This window comes from Polynucleobacter arcticus (genome assembly GCF_013307205.1).
Classification (GTDB): Bacteria; Pseudomonadota; Gammaproteobacteria; order Burkholderiales; family Burkholderiaceae; genus Polynucleobacter; species Polynucleobacter arcticus.
Genome location: NZ_CP028940.1, coordinates 351,787 through 368,570, shown reverse-complemented (window position 1 = coordinate 368,570; position 16,784 = coordinate 351,787). Strand labels below are relative to the sequence as shown.

The following is a 16,784-nucleotide window of genomic DNA, read 5'->3' as shown; positions in this document are numbered from 1 at the left end:
GTGCATGGCAACAACAGTAAAAGTACTCGCTAAAGAATTAAAACGTACCGCGCCAGACCTTCTGGAGCAGTTGAAGGCGGCTGGTGTCGAAAAAGGTTCTGAAGACGACAGCATTACCGAAAAGGACAAGACTGTCCTGCTTGAGCATTTGCAAAAAGAGCACGGTAGTGCGGATACGGGTAATCGCAAAAAGATTACTTTGATCAAGCGCGAAAACTCCGAGATTCGTCAGGCAGATTCTGCAGGACGCACTCGTACCGTTCAGGTTGAAGTTCGTAAAAAGCGCGTGCTAGTTAAGGCGGGAGATAAGGCTCCTGAAGAGGCTCCTGTTCCAGAAGCTAAAGAAGTTGCGCCTACTACTCCAGCTAAGCCAATTCTTTCTGCAGAAGAGTTAGAAAAACGTGCGGCTGAAGCAACGCGTCAAGCTGAATTATTGGCTCGTCAAGAAGCAGAAATGAAAGCGGCTGAAGATGCCCGCCAAAAAGAAGCGGATGCTGCGGCTGCTGCAAGTATTGCTGAGCCAACGCCTGTAAAAGAAGTGAACTCAGAGGCTGATGTTGCTGCAGTTGCTGCTAAAGCGGCTGATAAGAAAGCCCAAGCTGATAAAGCTGCGAAAGAGATCGCTGATGCCAACAAGGCGCAGTTAGCTGATATTACTAAACGTCGCGCCGCTGCTGAAGCTGAGGCCTTGGCTATTCGTGACATGATGAGTGCTCCAGCACGCGTCCTGAAGGCACCAAGTGAGATTGCTGCTGAAGAAGCTAAAAAAGGCACCTTACACAAACCTGCTAAGGTTGAGGGTGCGGATGATAAGAAGAAGGTAGTTGCTAAAGTTGGCGGCAAGACGATTAAGTCTGCCGAGACTTCATCTACCTGGCAAGAAGAGGGCGCCAAGAAACCTGGTGGCCTTAAGACTCGTGGCGATAGCTCTGGTGGCGTCGGTGGTTGGCGTTCCGGTGGCGGCAGAAGAAAGCAACGTCAAATTGCTGAGGCCAATGTCGACACGAACTTCCAAGTACCCACTGAAGCCATTGTGCGAGATGTCAATGTCCCAGAAACCATTACCGTTGCAGAGTTAGCTCATGCAATGGCTGTCAAGAGTGCAGAAGTCATTAAGCTCTTGATGGGTATGGGTCAGATGGTGACGATCAACCAAATCTTGGATCAAGATACCGCAATGATCATCGTGGAAGAAATGGGCCATAAAGCCCATGCTGCCAAATTAGATGATCCAGATTTAGATCTCGGTATTGCTGGCCATGACGCGGAATTGTTCTCACGTCCACCAGTAGTTACAGTAATGGGTCACGTTGACCACGGTAAAACTTCTTTGCTCGATAAGATTCGTGCTGCAAAAGTAGCTACTGGCGAAGCCGGTGGTATTACCCAGCATATTGGCGCTTATCACGTTGAAACGCCGCGCGGCATGATTACTTTCCTCGATACCCCGGGTCACGAAGCCTTTACGGCAATGCGTGCTCGTGGTGCCAAGGCAACTGATATCGTGATCCTAGTGGTCGCAGCAGATGACGGTGTGATGCCGCAAACGAAAGAGGCGATCCACCATGCGCAAGCAGCGGGTGTGCCAATTGTTGTGGCAATCAATAAGATCGATAAACCGGATGCCAATTTAGAGCGCGTCAAAACAGAATTGGTTGCTGAGCAAGTGGTTCCTGAGGAATACGGCGGCGACATACCATTTATTGGTGTTTCTGCAAAAACAGGTGATGGTATCGATGCACTGCTCGAGAACGTCCTTTTGCAAGCAGAGATTTTGGAACTCAAAGCAGCCAAGGATGCTCCAGCACAAGGTCTTGTTATTGAGGCGCGTTTGGATAAGGGCCGCGGTCCTGTAGCAACCGTACTCGTTCAGTCTGGAACGCTCAAGCGTGGCGATATGTTGTTGGCTGGTTCAACCTACGGTCGTGTTCGTGCGATGTTGGATGAAAACGGTAAGCCATGTAACGAAGCTGGTCCATCCATTCCAGTAGAGATCCAAGGTTTATCTGAAGTTCCTGCAGCTGGTGAGTCAGTACAAGTTGTGCCTGATGAGCGTAAAGCTCGTGAGATTGCACTCTTCCGCCAAGGTAAGTTCCGCGATGTGAAGTTGGCTAAACAGCAAGCATTCAAGCTCGAAACCATGATGGAAAACATGGAAGAGGGCGCGATTGAAGCCAAGTTGTTGCCACTCATCATTAAAGCGGACGTACAAGGTTCTCAAGAAGCCTTATCTCAGTCATTACAGAAACTGTCGACTGCAGAGGTGAAGGTTCAAATTGTTCACGCAGCCGTGGGCGGTATTACTGAAACTGACGTGAACTTAGCGGTTGCCTCCAAAGCAGTCATCATCGGATTTAACTCTCGTGCAGATGGTGCAGCGCGTAAGTTAGCTGAAAACAATGGTGTAGATATTCGTTATCACAACATTATTTATGACGCAGTAGATGAGGTCAAGGCAGCCTTAAGCGGCATGTTGACACCAGACAAGAAAGAAGAAATCACCGGTATGGTGGAGATTCGTCAAGTCTTCTTGGTATCTAAAGTAGGCGCAATTGCGGGTTGTTTGGTCCTCGAAGGTGTTGTCAAGCGCAACTCCAGCGTTCGTCTCTTGCGTGAAAACGTGGTGATCTGGAGTGGTGAGTTGGATTCTCTCAAGCGCTTTAAAGATGATGCAAAAGAAGTCCGTGCCGGTGTTGAGTGTGGCTTGTCATTAAAAGGCTACAACGACATCAAAGAAGGCGATCAACTCGAAGCGTTTGAAGTAACTGAAGTTGCTAGAACACTCTAAGATCTATAGAGCATATGCATAAAACTAGCCCTCATCGCAACCAGCGTCTCGCCGATCAAATTCAGCGAGACCTGGCCGAGCTCATTCCTCGGGAGTTGCGTAGCCCTAGCTTGGGTTTAATTACTTTACAAAGTATTGAGCTGACGCCAGATTTAGCGCATGCAAAAGTATTTTTTACCGTTTTGGGCGCCGAGCCTGAGGTAGCATTGAAAGCGCTTCAGGATAAGGCAGGCTACTTACATTCTTTATTGTTTAAGCGTCTGCATATTCATACTGTGCCAACTCTGCATTTTCACTATGACAGTTCTGTTGAGCACGGCATTGAAATGTCTCGTTTAATTGATCAAGCGGTAGATAGTGATCGCAGTGACCGTAAAGACGAGAGCGCTTAATTTCATGCCAGTACGTATCGATGGTGTTGTTTTGCTTGATAAACCTTTTGGCATGAGCTCGCAAGGTGCAGTCACAGCAGTGAAACGTAAATTGAACGCAGAAAAAGCAGGGCATACAGGCACCTTAGATCCTATGGCAACTGGCTTGCTACCGATCTGTTTGGGCGAGGCAACTAAATATTCCCAGGATTTGCTTGAGGCCGATAAGACCTATATCGCTCAGGTGAAATTTGGTCAGCGCACCGATACGGGCGATGCTGAAGGTCTAGTGATTGAAGAGCTGCCACTCCCGGTATTCGCTGATGAAGTTGCTATGAAGTTGGCGCTGGAATCGTTGCTACCCGCATTTACCGGCCCTATTAGCCAGGTTCCCCCGATGTATTCTGCGCTCAAGCGCGATGGCAAACCTTTGTATGAATACGCTCGTGCCGGCGTTGAGTTAGAGCGTGCTCCACGGGATATTACGATTCATGCGATTCGCTGGACCAATATCAATTGGCCTGAAGCCACTTTAGAGGTCAGCTGCAGTAAGGGTACCTACATCCGCGTATTGGCAGAAGACATTGGCAGAGCCTTAGGCTGTGGCGCACACTTAGTTGGCTTGCGCCGGACTGAAGTAGGTCACCTCACTTTAGAGCAGTCTTTCACAATCGAATCGATTCAAAAAGGCTTGCAAGACAGCTCTAGCTATATTTTGCCAGTCGATGCGCTCTTGCAAACATTGCCGCACTTAACGGTAGATGAGCAGCAAGCAAAGCGTTTAGAGATGGGGCAACGCGTCCCGCTCAACATGCCGTCTATTGAGGCACTCGTGCGCATCTATCGTGCTACGGCTGCTCCTCATAACTTTATTGGTACTGGCGATTGGCGCTCTGGGGTGTTGCATCCCAAGCGTTTGATTTCTTCTGCCCATTAACATTTTTGACTTATTAACTGATTAACCTTAACTAACCCGAATTTCATATTCTTAACTTTAGAAGCTTCACATGACTAAACGCGCACTTCGTAATATCGCCATCATCGCCCACGTTGACCACGGTAAAACTACTTTGGTTGACCAACTCTTACGCCAATCTGGCACATTCCGCTCTAATGAAAAAATGACCGAACGCGTCATGGACTCAAATGACTTAGAAAAAGAGCGTGGCATTACTATTTTGTCCAAGAACTGTGCAGTGGAATACGACGGCACACATATCAACATCGTTGATACACCAGGACACGCCGACTTCGGTGGTGAAGTAGAGCGTGTGCTCTCCATGGTTGACGGTGTTTTGCTCTTGGTGGATGCGGTTGAAGGACCAATGCCACAAACTCGCTTTGTGACCAAAAAGGCCTTGGCTCTTGGTTTGAAGCCTATTGTTGTGATCAACAAGGTTGATCGCCCGGGTGCACGTTGCGACTATGTCATCAATGCCACTTTTGAGTTGTTTGACAAGCTCGGCGCTACCGAAGAGCAGCTCGATTTCCCAATCATCTATGCATCAGGATTAAATGGCTATGCAGGTACAACAGAAGATGTGCGCGAAGGTGATATGCGCCCATTGTTTGACGCTGTTCTGAAATACGTCCCTGTGCGTGATGACGATCCAGATGGTCCTTTGCAATTCCAGATTTCTTCTATTGATTACAACAGCTATGTCGGTAAGATTGGCGTTGGCCGTATTAGCCGTGGACGTGTGAAGTCAGGTATGGAAGTGGTATGCATGAACGGTCCTGATGGCGTGCCATTCAAAGGTCGTATCAATCAAGTATTGAAATTTAAAGGTTTAGAGCGCGAAATCGTTGAAGAGGCTGTTGCTGGCGATATCGCCCTCATCAACGGTATTGAAGAGTTGGCGATTGGTACAACTGTATGTGCGGTTGATAAGCCAGATCCATTGCCAATGCTCAAGATTGATGAGCCTACTTTGACCATGAACTTCATGGTCAACACCAGCCCATTGGCTGGTCGTGAAGGTAAGTTTGTGACGAGCCGCCAGATTCGTGAGCGTCTTGACCGTGAATTGAAAGCCAATATGGCTTTGCGTGTTCGCCAAACTGATGACGATACCGTGTTTGAAGTTTCTGGCCGTGGTGAGTTGCATTTGACGATTTTGGTTGAAACTATGCGTCGTGAAGGCTACGAGATGGCCGTTTCCCGTCCACGCGTCGTGTTCCACGAAGAGAACGGCGTCAAGATGGAGCCATACGAAAACTTAACGGTAGACGTAGAAGATGCTACTCAAGGCGCCGTGATGGAAGACTTAGGTAAGCGTAAGGGCGAACTGCAAGATATGGTGAGTGACGGAAAAGGTCGTACCCGTCTTGAGTACCGCATTCCTGCACGTGGCCTGATCGGCTTCCAGGGCGACTTCATGACTATGACTCGCGGTAACGGTTTGATGAGTCATACATTTGATTGCTATGCTCCAGCTAAAGATGGCATTTTGGGTGAGCGCCATAACGGCGTATTGATTAGCCAAGATGACGGTGAAGCAGTTGCCTATGCTATTTGGAAATTACAAGATCGTGGCCGTATGTTCGTAAAACACGGTGATCCTGTGTACGAAGGTATGGTGATTGGTATTCATAGTCGCGATAACGATCTAGTTGTGAATCCGATTAAAGGTAAGCAATTAACAAACGTTCGTTCTTCAGGTACTGACGAAGCAGTTCGTTTAGTAACGCCAATTGATTTGACTCTGGAATATGCGGTTGAGTTTATTAGTGATGATGAGTTGGTGGAAGTAACGCCGAAAAGCGTCCGTATTCGTAAGCGTTACCTGAAAGAGCATGACCGCAAGAAAGCTTCTCGCGAGTAATTTTGCCGAGTTGTTTTCATCAGTCGCGCTGATAGTTTAATAAGAGTCACCTTTGGGTGGCTCTTATTTTTCTTCGATACTCATATTCTTAAAACCTCAGTAAATACATCATTTCATGCTGCCATCCATTGAACAACGTCTTGCCCAAGAGCTAGCTGCTAAACCCGCTCAAGTAGCAGCCGCTATTGCCCTCATGGATGAAGGAGCTACCGTTCCTTTTATCGCCCGATATCGTAAGGAAGTTACTGGTGGATTAGATGACACGCAGTTGCGCTTATTGGAAGATCGCCTAGGTTATTTACGAGAGCTCGAAGAGCGTCGTAAGGCGATCGTTTCTTCGATTGACGAGCAGGGCAAGATGACGCCTGAGCTACTCAAGGCTATTATGCTAGCCGAGGATAAGACACGTTTAGAGGATCTGTACCTTCCCTATAAGGTCAAGCGCCGTACCAAGGCACAAATAGCTCTTGAGGCAGGATTAGAGCCGTTGGCAAATGACTTACTAGCAAGTCCAATGCTTGAGCCAGAAGTAGAGGCAGCTAAATACATCAGGGAGGCTTTTACTTCAGACCAAGGTGATAACCCTGGTGTAGCAGATACCAAAGCTGCGCTGGAAGGCGCCCGTCAAATTCTGATGGAACGCTTTGCAGAAGATGCTGGTCTGGTTCAATCACTAAGAACATATTTGCAGGATCATGGCGTTGTAGAGTCCAAAGTCATTCCTGGTAAAGAGCAAGAGGGTGAGAAATTTGCTGATTACTTTGATTATTTTGAGCCTATTCAAGCTATTCCATCACATCGCGCATTGGCTTTATTTAGAGGCCGTCGTGAGCAGATGTTAACGGTCAATCTTCGTCTAGATACCGAAGCAGAAAAACCGAAATGGGATGCCCCCCATAATCCGTGCGAGTCCCGTATTGCCAATCAATTTAAGATTAAAAATGAGGGTCGTCCTGCTGATCAGTGGTTGGCCGAGACCGTTCGGTGGACCTGGCGCATTAAGTGCTCCATGCATTTGGAGTCCGAGCTCATGAGCTCCCTACGCGAGCGCTCTGAAACCGAAGCGATTAATGTATTTGCACGAAATTTAAAGGCTTTACTATTAGCGGCCCCTGCAGGACCCAAGGTCACTATTGGCCTTGACCCCGGCATGCGAACTGGTGTGAAAGTTGCGGTAGTGGATGCCACTGGCAAGGTGGTAGATACCGAGGTAATTTATCCGCATCAGCCTAAGAATGACTGGGATGGCTCGCTGCATACGCTAGCCAAACTGGCTGAAAAGCATCAGGCTACCTTGATCTCAATTGGCAATGGCACCGCATCCCGTGAGACTGACAAGCTTGCACAAGATTTGATTAAAGCTAGGCCAGAACTCAAGCTGACGAAGATTGTGGTCTCCGAAGCTGGTGCATCAGTGTATTCAGCATCAGAGTACGCCTCAAAAGAATTACCTGGTATGGATGTGTCTTTGCGTGGGGCAGTATCGATTGCAAGAAGATTGCAGGATCCACTAGCAGAGCTAGTAAAGATTGATCCCAAGTCGATTGGCGTTGGACAGTATCAACATGATGTGATGCAGACGCAATTAGCAAAGTCATTGGTGGCAGTCGTGGAGGACTGTGTGAACGCTGTCGGTGTCGACGTGAACACCGCCTCAGCCCCTTTGCTTGCAAGAGTTTCAGGCCTCAGCAACACGGTTGCTGAAGGCATTGTTTCTTATCGGGATAGTCATGGTGCTTTTCAGTCTAGAGCAGACCTACGTAGCGTACCGCGCTTAGGTGATAAGACCTTTGAGCAAGCAGCAGGTTTCTTGCGAATCATGAACGGTTCAGATCCTTTAGATGCCTCCGCAGTTCATCCAGAATCCTATCCCTTGGTAGAGAAGATTCTTAAGGATATCCAGAAGGGTGTAAAGGAAGTGATTGGGGATGCAGGAATACTCAAAGGCCTCAGTCCTGAAAAGTATGCCGATGAAAAGTTCGGCTTGCCAACAGTGACGGACATCATCAAAGAGCTAGAAAAGCCTGGACGCGATCCACGTCCTGAGTTCACTACAGCGACATTTAAGGATGGCGTGGAAAAAGTCAGCGATCTCAAGGTGGATATGATTTTGGAAGGTGTTGTAACAAACGTTGCAGCATTTGGTGCATTCGTTGACATCGGCGTGCATCAAGATGGTCTCGTGCACATCTCTGCCTTAGCTAATACCTTTGTTAAAGATCCACACACCGTAGTAAAGGCGGGGCAGGTCGTTAAGGTTAAAGTGCTAGAGGTGGATGAAAAGCGCAAGCGCATTGCACTGACTATGCGCCTATCTGATGAGGCTCCCAAAGCCACCCCAGGTACAAAACCTGAGCAAAGAGTAAATCGCCCCGTAGTTCCAAGACCCTCAGAAGCCAGAAAGCCCCAGGAAGATAGAAGATCTGCGCCCCCAATGAATAATGCAATGGCAGCAGCCTTTGGGAAGTTGAAAAAGTAGTCCAAGTGATGATGGGGGCTTTAATGCCCCTATTTCATACGAAATTCGTCATCAATTTGTCATATATTTCCATATAATTGGAAATATGAAAAACACTCATGCTATTGCCGCCTTTTTAGCTTTAGGCCAAGAATCCCGCCTCAATATATTCCGACTGATTGTGCAGCGTGGTGAACTTGGTTTAACTCCCGGTGAAATTATTGAAAAGCTGGGCATTCCCAATGCGACTCTGAGCTTTCATTTGAAGGAATTAGTACAGGCTAATTTACTACTCGTCGAGCGCCAAAGTCGTCATCTGATTTACCGCCCTAATGCCTCTTTAGTGCAGGACTTAAGTGCATTCTTATTGGATAACTGCTGCGGCGGACAGCCATGCACCCCTAATAAAACTCTCAAGAAATCCAAAGCCATATGAAAACTTACAACATTCTTTTTCTTTGTACCCACAACTCCGCACGCTCGATACTAGGCGAGGCTTTGGCATCTACTCACCCTAGTGGTAAGTTTGCAGGTTACTCGGCAGGATCCACTCCAGGGACGAGCGTTAATCCGATTGCGGCAGATATTGCGGCAGAGTTAGGAATGGATCGTGCACTATTGAAATCTAAAAGCTGGGATGTCTATGCGCAGCCCGATGCACCAAAGATGGACTTCATCATCACGGTTTGCGACAACGCTGCCGGTGAGGTTTGTCCATTCTGGCCTGGGCAACCGGCTACAGCCCATTGGGGCTTTCCTGATCCCTCGCAAGTGCAGGGTACTGAGTTAGAAAAAAGAGCTGCATTTAATACGGTGATGAATGGTCTCAAGAAACGGATTGATATTCTGGCTAGCATGCCTCTGGAGAAATTAGACTCTATGACCCTGAAATCAATCCATATATCAATTTAAACGCAATCTAAGCGCAGTCTAAATACAACTTAAACACAAGTATGAATACCTTAACTAAAAAACTCTCTTTTCTTGATCGCTACCTCACGGTATGGATCTTTGCCGCTATGGCTTTTGGTATCGCCCTAGGCTTTGTATTTCCTGGCATTGAGGGTTTGGTTAATTCATTTCAGGTTGGTACTACCAATATCCCCATCGCCATTGGACTGATATTGATGATGTATCCGCCGTTTGCAAAAGTGCGTTACGAAGACTTACCCGATGTATTCAAAGACAAGCGCATTTTTCTGATATCGATATTGATGAACTGGATTGTGGCGCCGGTATTAATGTTCTTTTTGGCCATCATCTTTGTGCCAGATCAGCCGGAGTATATGGCCGGTTTGATTCTGATTGGTATTGCGCCATGTATCGCCATGGTGATCGTATGGAATGACCTTGCCAAGGGCTCAACGGAGTATGCAGCGGGACTGGTGGCATTTAATGCCATCTTCCAAGTCTTGTTCTTTAGTGTGTACGCCTATGTTTTTCTCACAGTTCTGCCGCCATACTTTGGTTTAGCGGCATCGACTGTCAGCGTGAGTATGGGGCAGATTGCAGAGAGTGTCTTTATCTATCTTGGCGTGCCATGCATTGCTGGTATTTTGACTCGAGTAGTCCTGCTCAAGTTCATGTCCAAGGATCGATACCACGAGCAGTTTGTACCCCGTATCGGAAAGCTCACCTTAATTGCTCTGCTATTCACCATTGTAGTGATGTTTAGCCTGAAGGGTAAGCTCATTCTCAGTCTGCCAATGGATGTATTGACGATTGCAGTTCCTCTACTCATCTTCTTCCTCATCATGTTCCTGTTGACCTTCTTGGTCACAGGCAAGATGGGTATTGATTACAAGCGTTGCTGCACCTTATCCTTTACAGCATCAAGTAACAACTTTGAGCTAGCTATAGCCGTAGCGATTGCCGTATTTGGAATCAATTCTGGAGCCGCATTTGCAGCCGTGATTGGTCCGCTAGTTGAGGTACCCATCATGATTGGTTTGGTAACTGTTGCTTTGTGGTTTAAAGAGCGCTACTTTACAAAAAGATAGACTTTAAGTTCTGTAAGGCCTCACAAGATTCTCTAGGCTAAATGCATCATCCGTATGCCTAAGAGCATCAATTGAATTGCGCAGTGTTTTGATTTCTTTGCAGGAAAGTTTACGCAACTTCTTACGGTCCATGCCGTAGGTATCGACTAGGTAGCGCACTCTTGATAGGCAGATTTGTAGGCGAATAAACCAGTAAATGGCGAAGAGGCCTGGTGCAAATAAGAGAAGCAGAATGCTCATTGTGTAGCCCATAAAAAAGGCCGTCATGAAGACGGCCTGTTACGCATGAATCTCCGAGTTCTATTTAACCATTACTTAATTAATAGAACAGGCTGCTTGGCCGTATTGCTAACCTTTTGAGCAATGGAGCCCATCAAGGCATCAATAATGCCAGTTCTACCTTTTGAGCCCATCACAATGAGATCAAACTTTTCTTTATTTGCTAGAGCAAGAATTTCACCAGCAACATTGCCACGCTTAATGACCATGCTGTGCTTTACACCAGCTGCATCCAGCGCCTTTTGAGAAGACTTTAATTCTTTTTCACTCACTTCATGAAGATAGTCATTGACTACACTGGCGGCAACAAACTGCTTCACATGGCCCAGGCCAATGTCATCGTGAACGCTAATTAATGTCACGGTAGGCTTGGTACGCAAATCTTTGGCTAACTTAGCAACATACTTTGCTGCATTGAGTGCGGATTTGGAGCCGTCTACTGGTAATAGTATTTTCATTTGTCCCTCTATTTTTTTAGTTAAGAAACTGCACCTGCATCGTTCTAATTTACTATGAAAATTATGATAAATCTATTAAAAATTGACTGATCGAGGGCGGTTGTTGCTTAGACGACAAGCTATTTCAGGAAAGCATCATAGAAGGTTTTAATGATGAGTACGGTTACCAGAATAAAGAAACCCTTACGGATAAAAGCATTACCGTGTTTGATAGCAATCTTAGTACCGATTTGACCGCCTATCAGGTTGGCACTGGCTAAGAGTATGCCGAGCTTCCAGTCAAAATATCCTAGATAGAAAAAGACGCAAAGCGCCCCTAAATTGGAGGCAATATTGAGGCACTTGGCGGGCGCTGCAGCGCGTAAAAAATCAAACCCTAAAAAGCGGGTGTAAAGCAACTTATAAAAAGCACCGGCCCCAGGCCCCAAAAAGCCATCATAAAAACCAATGATTCCGGCACCAGTTGAGGCTATCGCTTTTTGTTTATGGTGCTGGTGCTTGGGTTCATGAATCAGTCCTGCACTGGATTTAATATTCACAATGAGCAGGCCTATCAATAAAAATGGCAGGGCGCCCCTGAGCCATTGAGTGGGCAGTTGAGTCACAAGATAGGCGCCGGCAACCGAGGCAAAGAACGCAAACGCAGAAGAAATCATGACTAAGCCCCGAGGGCTTTTATTGGCTCTGCTGTACTGAATAGCTGAGCCAATGGTACCCACAATCGAACCAAACTTATTAACGGAGAGTAGGGTGGCCGGTGGAAAGCCGGGTAGCACGGCAAAGAGAGCGGGCACCTGAATCATGCCACCACCACCCATAATGGAATCAACCAGTCCTGCAAACAAGGCGCAGGCGAGCAGTAAGCTGATGTCGAAGGCGGAGAGTTCAAACATGGTTCTTGTAGTTCTGTTGGATCCGATTATTCTTTGATGTAATGCCGCCTCATTTTAGAGGGGTTTTTGGAGGATAGCTATTGGGGAGGCGATAATCCCATCAATCTAATTGAAAGCGAAATCCAAGGTTTATGAAAGTTAACTCTGAAGGCGTTTCCTCCTCTCGAGTCTATTTGCCTGCAGGGCAGAATTACCCTTGCTTGCTGGATTTTTTCATTGGGAACTTCCCCCATATTGACGCCAGTGAGTGGGAGGCCCGTTTTGCAGAGGGTTTGGTGTTCACGCAGGAGGGGGAGGCGGTCGCCGCCAGTGATGCCTACTTGCCTAATATCCACTTAATGTATTTTCGGCGCTTAGCCCGTGAACCAGAGCTTCCTTTTGAAGAGTCAATCTTATTTCAGGACGAACATATTCTCGTGGTAGATAAACCCCATTTTTTACCAGTCACACCAAGTGGACTTTACTTACATCAAACGCTGCTCAATCGCCTCAAGAAGAAAACCGGTATACAGACATTGAGCCCAATTCATCGTATCGATCGTGATACCGCTGGCTTAGTGGTTTTTTCAATCAATCCAAATGAGAGGGCGCAGTATCAAAACCTCTTTAGAGATCGGGTAGTGAAGAAAGTCTATGAGGCTATCGCGCCATATTCAGAAGATCTGATTGATAAATTGCCCATGACTTATCAGAGTAATATTCAAGAGTCTGAACATTTCCTGCAAATGGAGGAGGTGGAAGGTGTAGCAAATACAGATACGTATATTGAGTTGATTGAAGTAAATACACCCTGGGCTAAATATCGCTTAACTCCAGGTAGCGGTAAAAAGCACCAACTACGCTGCCACCTCAACGCTCTCGGAATTCCAATACGCCATGATCAGATCTACCCAATCCTAACGCCGTATCAGGAATATGACCTAGACTTCTCAAAACCGCTGCAGCTCTTAGCAAAAGAGATGTATTTTAAGGACCCGATAACACATCAAGATAGGGTATTTAAAAGCCAAAGAGAAATACTCAGCTTCTAATTAAAGCGCCTACAAAGCTAAATTTCCTATGTCTGATAGCAGACAGACCAATGCCATTGAGCTTAATAGACTGGATTCTTATTAGTCTAAATTGGAAAGAGAAGGTGCTTATGAAAAAGTTATCAATAGTTGTAGCTTCATTGCTGATGTCTGCGGGAGTAGTAGTGGCTGCTACAGGTAGCCCCATGGCAATCAGCACTTCAGAGTTAGTGGGTGTTTGTAGTGACCAGTCTAGCCCAGCGCCACAGACGTATTGCGATATCTATGGTCAAGGGGTTTTTGACAGTTATTTGGTTACGCGTTATCCCCAAAGAGCACCCGATTTCGTTTGTGTAACTCAGCCAGCACCCTCGCGCAGAGAAGTGATGGGTCAATTTGTTGATTGGGTCAAGGCTAATCCCGTCTACAACACTGCACCTGCAGCAGATACATTGCTACGTTTTTTAGCGGTACGCTTTCCCTGCAATGCCTCAAGTATGTCGCCTGCAAATGCAGTGAACAAAATCGTTCGTTAAGCGAATAGGAAAAATATCATGAAAACAACCATTCTCGTTTTATCAGCTTCATCCATCTTGGCGTTATCTGCCTGCACTAATATGAGTGACACTCAACAGCGAACCCTTTCTGGGGCGGCCATCGGTACCGCAGCTGGCGTTGGTATCGGCGCTCTGACAGGTGGTGGACTCTTATGGGGTGCTGCCGGCGGTGCTGCAGTTGGCGCAGCTGGAGGGTATATCTATGACCAGTATGAAAAAGATCAAAAGAAAAATCCTCCAAAATCAAAATCAAACTCGACTAAATCTACTGTTAACTGATTTAGTTACTAGATAAAAAAGCCGCTTGAAGCGGCTTTTTTATTGTCATCAATTAAATTATTTAGAAATCATTAATTTACTATTGACTGATTTAACGCCATCTACTGATTTAGATAATTTAATCACTTTATCCGCCTTGTCTTGGCTCGCCACAGATCCTGATAGGGTCACAATACCCTTAACTGTATCAACCGTAACTTTAAGAGAATCCAGTCCAGGTTCATTAAGCAAGATTGCTTTGATTTTTGCTGTAATTTCAGTATCGCTCATTGCTTGACCAGCTTCTTTACCTTGTGCTGCGATAGTTGTGCTGGCCTTATCGGCTGAGTTAGATACAGCTGCGCTGACGCTCTCAGTTGTTTGATCAATCTTTTTACCTGCTGTTTCGGCTGGGCCTGGCTTATCACAGGCAGCTAGTCCGGAAACAATCATCATTGAGGCAAATACCGCTTTAAAACTAGTATCAATTTTCATTTTATTTCTTTCGTAAAGAATTTAAATTCTGCCGGTGAGGAGAAGGATCAATAGCACGATGACAATTAAACCCAGTCCTCCGCTTGGTGCATATCCCCAATTTCTACTGTGCGGCCATGCAGGAATGGCGCCCAATAACATCAAAATTAAGAGTACTAAAACAATCGTTCCTAGCATGGGAGATCCTTTTTTATCAGTTTCTAAAAGTTCAATTTACGGGAATAATTTACTCAACACAGTTCGGTAGCAGACATATGGCAGCGAATAAAAATACATTCTGCTTTGTACGACATCGCACTAAGAAATGGATGAATCTAACCTACGATGATTCCTCATACAACGAAAGGAATTTTTATGAATTGGGATATCGTCGAAGGAAATTGGAAACAATTTAAGGGTAAGATTCGCTCGCGCTGGGGAAAGTTAACAGACGACCAACTTGATCTGATTGCAGGTAAGCGTATTGAGTTAGCTGGAAAAATTCAGGAGGCTTATGGGATCACCAAAGACGAAGTAGAGATGCAAATTAAGCTCTTTGAAGATCAAATAAAAGATCTCAAGCCAGCAGCAACGAAATAATTCTCATGGGGTCGGTGCTGTTACGGGCATTTAGTTGTTTGGCGATTTCTAAGCGCGCAGTACCGCCTCTTTCCAATTTGAAGCATTCGAAATGATTAAGTCATTTACTGCATCAATCCTCACTTCTCTTCTTCTATTAAGCTCTCACTGTTTAGCCGATTCATATAGCTTGATTGAGATTATTGAGCCTACGAAAAAAAACGAGTTATGGCTAAATCCAGGGATGTATTCATATCACTTTGATCGTAATCAAGACTTTAATTCTTTCAATTATGGATTTGGTGCTGAATACAAGTTTTCCTCGGTTACCTCACTCACTGCCGGTACCTACCGCAATAGTCATTACCATCAGTCAAACTATATTGGTGCCTATTGGCAGCCCATCGCTATAGGCCCAATCCATGTCGGGGTAGTAGCAGGCGGGTTTAATGGATATCCCAATACCAATAATGGAGGCTGGTTCCCTGCGGTGTTACCCGCCTTATCGCTTGAGGGTGATTTGATTGGTCTGAACCTACTACTGATTCCAACCATTCCTAATAGAGTGGCGGGCTCTCTATCTTTGCAAATAAAGATCAAAGTATTTGAGTAACCTCTGTCTTAACATCACTAGCCGTGGTGCATCATCATTCATGATGACTGAATGAATCTGCTTCAGCTCCAAACACTGTTTTTATAGAGTGAACTTCAGGAAGGATGTAAACAATTGCGCTACTGTTTTCAAATGTCGGGTGTATAGCCTCTTTGTAGAAGCGATTTGATACATTAACGCAGCCGTAGGTAATGCGACGATCCGAGATTCTTGAGCTTGCTAGACGTTCAAGGCGACGTTCAGACGGATTGCTTGTGGTCACAGGGTGTATTGATACACCTGATTCGTAGTCTATCCAAACTAACTCCGATTTATCTATACTTGTACCTAGTCCAGCTAAGTAGCGGCCAGCAGGCGTTGTTCTCTCCTCGATGCTAATTTCAGCTAATCTCTTCTGTCCTACCCCCGGAGTGATATCGTCGCCAATTTTTCTACCGATTAATGCAGGACTTGATGCCAAGAAGGTGCCATTAGGCCGAAATATAAATACCTTAGCCTCTTTCTTATCAATAATGATAAATGGTAGATCTTGATTGTTTGCCGAATCAATGACCCAAGCCGCAAGGTTTCTGGCATCACGACTGAGGTCAATGTGATTGTCGAGATAATGGGCTGCGCTAGTGATAGAAGCAAGTGCCATCAACGCGACGAGACGTTTAGTGTAGATTTTCACATTCTTCTACTATTAATTACGCCCTTGTTTTGGGGCTCGGTAAGGTGCTCGATAGGGCGTAATTACTGGGGCAGGAAAGAGTGATTGAAGCTCAGCCCCTTTTTGTGGATCTGCAATGATCAGGAGGCTGGATTGATTTGATCCCCGTAGTGCAAGTAAAGATCCAGATGCAAGCCCAGTTCCGACCAAGGGTACTATGGACGGACTCGAGACGCCGTTACGCATATCTTCCTGTAAGGCAAGGGGTGCTTGGTTGCTAGCACCCGGTGGGATTATTGGAACTACCTCTAGTCCAACAATGCTATTGCTAGGATCAGGCGCCCCATTCGGAGTAATGCTAGCGGTAGTGCTGGCGCTACTGTTTGCCTGGTAATTAGCTGCATCAGCTCCAGCTATTGCAATACCCACAACACTTACTGGTTTATCACCACCCACAGACGCATCTAGAAAACTCGCTGCTGTATAGCTTGAAGAAACAGTATCGCCAGCCAGCGGTGTTGCACTCAGATTGACAGTTGCAGTCGTATTACCGTCATACACTTTGTTTA

20 protein-coding genes are annotated in these 16,784 nt (G+C 46.1%); 13 read left to right on the top strand and 7 right to left on the bottom strand.

The window, feature by feature from the left end:
- The first annotated feature begins 4 nt into the window (after positions 1-4).
- The 8 genes from infB (at position 5) to arsB (ending at position 10,442) form a co-directional block, all read left to right on the top strand.
- Positions 5-2,788 (top strand): translation initiation factor IF-2, encoded by a 2,784-nt coding sequence (infB, locus tag DN92_RS02040; protein WP_173959682.1) that lies wholly within the window; start codon positions 5-7, stop codon positions 2,786-2,788.
- Positions 2,789-2,802: 14 nt separating this feature from the next.
- A complete protein-coding gene (gene rbfA / locus DN92_RS02035; protein WP_173959681.1) occupies positions 2,803-3,180 on the top strand; it encodes a 30S ribosome-binding factor RbfA in 378 nt (125 codons plus the stop codon).
- 4 nt (positions 3,181-3,184) lie between these two features.
- A complete protein-coding gene (truB, locus tag DN92_RS02030; protein ID WP_173959680.1) occupies positions 3,185-4,096 on the top strand; it encodes a tRNA pseudouridine(55) synthase TruB in 912 nt (303 codons plus the stop codon).
- Between the two features lie 70 nt (positions 4,097-4,166).
- Positions 4,167-5,984, top strand: a complete 1,818-nt coding sequence (typA, locus tag DN92_RS02025; protein WP_173959679.1) for a translational GTPase TypA — start codon at positions 4,167-4,169, stop codon at positions 5,982-5,984.
- A gap of 115 nt (positions 5,985-6,099) precedes the next feature.
- Positions 6,100-8,463, top strand: coding sequence for a Tex family protein (locus tag DN92_RS02020; RefSeq protein ID WP_173959678.1), 2,364 nt, complete (start codon positions 6,100-6,102; stop codon positions 8,461-8,463).
- Positions 8,464-8,548: 85 nt separating this feature from the next.
- Entirely contained in the window at positions 8,549-8,878 is a 330-nt protein-coding gene (locus DN92_RS02015; RefSeq protein ID WP_173959677.1) for an ArsR/SmtB family transcription factor, read from the top strand.
- Entirely contained in the window at positions 8,875-9,354 is a 480-nt protein-coding gene (locus DN92_RS02010; RefSeq protein ID WP_173959676.1) for an arsenate reductase ArsC, read from the top strand. The genes DN92_RS02015 and DN92_RS02010 overlap by 4 nt, the downstream gene beginning before the upstream one ends.
- 41 nt (positions 9,355-9,395) lie before the next feature.
- Positions 9,396-10,442, top strand: coding sequence for an ACR3 family arsenite efflux transporter (gene arsB, locus DN92_RS02005; protein ID WP_173959675.1), 1,047 nt, complete (start codon positions 9,396-9,398; stop codon positions 10,440-10,442).
- A 3-nt stretch (positions 10,443-10,445) separates the two neighbouring features.
- On the opposite strand, the gene DN92_RS02000 is transcribed toward arsB, so the two are convergent.
- The 3 genes from DN92_RS02000 to DN92_RS01990 all read right to left on the bottom strand — a co-directional run bounded on the left by DN92_RS02000 (position 10,446) and on the right by DN92_RS01990 (position 12,072).
- Positions 10,446-10,709, bottom strand: coding sequence for a hypothetical protein (locus tag DN92_RS02000; RefSeq protein ID WP_173959674.1), 264 nt, complete (start codon positions 10,707-10,709; stop codon positions 10,446-10,448).
- 44 nt (positions 10,710-10,753) lie between these two features.
- Positions 10,754-11,179 carry a universal stress protein gene (locus DN92_RS01995; protein WP_173959673.1) on the bottom strand — a complete coding sequence of 142 codons (426 nt, stop codon included), beginning with the start codon at positions 11,177-11,179 and terminating at the stop codon, positions 10,754-10,756.
- A gap of 119 nt (positions 11,180-11,298) precedes the next feature.
- The gene (locus DN92_RS01990) at positions 11,299-12,072 is read right to left on the bottom strand and encodes a sulfite exporter TauE/SafE family protein (RefSeq protein WP_173959672.1); all 774 of its coding nucleotides are present in this window, start codon (positions 12,070-12,072) and stop codon (positions 11,299-11,301) included.
- Positions 12,073-12,203: 131 nt separating this feature from the next.
- Here DN92_RS01990 and DN92_RS01985 point away from each other — a divergent pair, with 131 nt between their 5' ends.
- From DN92_RS01985 to DN92_RS01975, 3 genes are all read left to right on the top strand, one after another.
- On the top strand, positions 12,204-13,103 hold the full coding sequence (locus DN92_RS01985; RefSeq protein WP_173959671.1) for a pseudouridine synthase: 900 nt from the start codon (positions 12,204-12,206) through the stop codon (positions 13,101-13,103).
- Between the two features lie 110 nt (positions 13,104-13,213).
- Positions 13,214-13,618, top strand: coding sequence for a Rap1a/Tai family immunity protein (locus DN92_RS01980; RefSeq protein WP_173959670.1), 405 nt, complete (start codon positions 13,214-13,216; stop codon positions 13,616-13,618).
- 18 nt (positions 13,619-13,636) lie between these two features.
- A complete protein-coding gene (locus DN92_RS01975) occupies positions 13,637-13,918 on the top strand; it encodes a YMGG-like glycine zipper-containing protein (RefSeq protein WP_173959669.1) in 282 nt (93 codons plus the stop codon).
- Positions 13,919-13,975: 57 nt separating this feature from the next.
- On the opposite strand, the gene DN92_RS01970 is transcribed toward DN92_RS01975, so the two are convergent.
- Both DN92_RS01970 and DN92_RS01965 read right to left on the bottom strand, forming a co-directional pair.
- Positions 13,976-14,392 carry a BON domain-containing protein gene (locus tag DN92_RS01970; RefSeq protein WP_173959668.1) on the bottom strand — a complete coding sequence of 139 codons (417 nt, stop codon included), beginning with the start codon at positions 14,390-14,392 and terminating at the stop codon, positions 13,976-13,978.
- Between the two features lie 21 nt (positions 14,393-14,413).
- A complete protein-coding gene (locus tag DN92_RS01965; RefSeq protein ID WP_173959667.1) occupies positions 14,414-14,569 on the bottom strand; it encodes a DUF3309 family protein in 156 nt (51 codons plus the stop codon).
- A 177-nt stretch (positions 14,570-14,746) separates the two neighbouring features.
- On the opposite strand from DN92_RS01965, the gene DN92_RS01960 reads away from it, so the two are divergent.
- Both DN92_RS01960 and DN92_RS01955 read left to right on the top strand, forming a co-directional pair.
- Entirely contained in the window at positions 14,747-14,971 is a 225-nt protein-coding gene (locus DN92_RS01960; RefSeq protein ID WP_173959666.1) for a CsbD family protein, read from the top strand.
- Positions 14,972-15,194: 223 nt separating this feature from the next.
- Complete coding sequence (locus DN92_RS01955; protein WP_254598321.1) at positions 15,195-15,563, top strand: hypothetical protein; 369 nt, start codon at positions 15,195-15,197, stop codon at positions 15,561-15,563.
- A 34-nt stretch (positions 15,564-15,597) separates the two neighbouring features.
- On the opposite strand, the gene DN92_RS01950 is transcribed toward DN92_RS01955, so the two are convergent.
- Both DN92_RS01950 and DN92_RS01945 read right to left on the bottom strand, forming a co-directional pair.
- Positions 15,598-16,236 carry a L,D-transpeptidase gene (locus DN92_RS01950; protein ID WP_173959664.1) on the bottom strand — a complete coding sequence of 213 codons (639 nt, stop codon included), beginning with the start codon at positions 16,234-16,236 and terminating at the stop codon, positions 15,598-15,600.
- A gap of 12 nt (positions 16,237-16,248) precedes the next feature.
- A partial coding sequence (locus DN92_RS01945) for a YDG domain-containing protein (RefSeq protein ID WP_254598320.1) occupies positions 16,249-16,784 on the bottom strand: 536 nt, incomplete at its 5' end.

What these genes read in the sequence shown, in the direction of transcription:
- DN92_RS02015 (WP_173959677.1), top strand. Translation starts at nt 8,549, where the DNA reads ATGAAAAACACTCATGCTATTGCCGCCTTTTTAGCTTTAGGCCAAGAA.
- DN92_RS01960 (WP_173959666.1), top strand. Translation starts at nt 14,747, where the DNA reads ATGAATTGGGATATCGTCGAAGGAAATTGGAAACAATTTAAGGGTAAG.
- DN92_RS01995 (WP_173959673.1), bottom strand. Translation starts at nt 11,179, where the DNA reads ATGAAAATACTATTACCAGTAGACGGCTCCAAATCCGCACTCAATGCA.
- DN92_RS02020 (WP_173959678.1), top strand. Translation starts at nt 6,100, where the DNA reads ATGCTGCCATCCATTGAACAACGTCTTGCCCAAGAGCTAGCTGCTAAA.
- DN92_RS01980 (WP_173959670.1), top strand. Translation starts at nt 13,214, where the DNA reads ATGAAAAAGTTATCAATAGTTGTAGCTTCATTGCTGATGTCTGCGGGA.
- infB (WP_173959682.1), top strand. Translation starts at nt 5, where the DNA reads ATGGCAACAACAGTAAAAGTACTCGCTAAAGAATTAAAACGTACCGCG.
- rbfA (WP_173959681.1), top strand. Translation starts at nt 2,803, where the DNA reads ATGCATAAAACTAGCCCTCATCGCAACCAGCGTCTCGCCGATCAAATT.
- DN92_RS01985 (WP_173959671.1), top strand. Translation starts at nt 12,204, where the DNA reads ATGAAAGTTAACTCTGAAGGCGTTTCCTCCTCTCGAGTCTATTTGCCT.
- DN92_RS01965 (WP_173959667.1), bottom strand. Translation starts at nt 14,569, where the DNA reads ATGCTAGGAACGATTGTTTTAGTACTCTTAATTTTGATGTTATTGGGC.
- truB (WP_173959680.1), top strand. Translation starts at nt 3,185, where the DNA reads ATGCCAGTACGTATCGATGGTGTTGTTTTGCTTGATAAACCTTTTGGC.
- DN92_RS02000 (WP_173959674.1), bottom strand. Translation starts at nt 10,709, where the DNA reads ATGACGGCCTTTTTTATGGGCTACACAATGAGCATTCTGCTTCTCTTA.
- DN92_RS01970 (WP_173959668.1), bottom strand. Translation starts at nt 14,392, where the DNA reads ATGAAAATTGATACTAGTTTTAAAGCGGTATTTGCCTCAATGATGATT.
- DN92_RS02010 (WP_173959676.1), top strand. Translation starts at nt 8,875, where the DNA reads ATGAAAACTTACAACATTCTTTTTCTTTGTACCCACAACTCCGCACGC.
- DN92_RS01955 (WP_254598321.1), top strand. Translation starts at nt 15,195, where the DNA reads ATGTATTCATATCACTTTGATCGTAATCAAGACTTTAATTCTTTCAAT.
- typA (WP_173959679.1), top strand. Translation starts at nt 4,167, where the DNA reads ATGACTAAACGCGCACTTCGTAATATCGCCATCATCGCCCACGTTGAC.
- DN92_RS01975 (WP_173959669.1), top strand. Translation starts at nt 13,637, where the DNA reads ATGAAAACAACCATTCTCGTTTTATCAGCTTCATCCATCTTGGCGTTA.
- arsB (WP_173959675.1), top strand. Translation starts at nt 9,396, where the DNA reads ATGAATACCTTAACTAAAAAACTCTCTTTTCTTGATCGCTACCTCACG.
- DN92_RS01990 (WP_173959672.1), bottom strand. Translation starts at nt 12,072, where the DNA reads ATGTTTGAACTCTCCGCCTTCGACATCAGCTTACTGCTCGCCTGCGCC.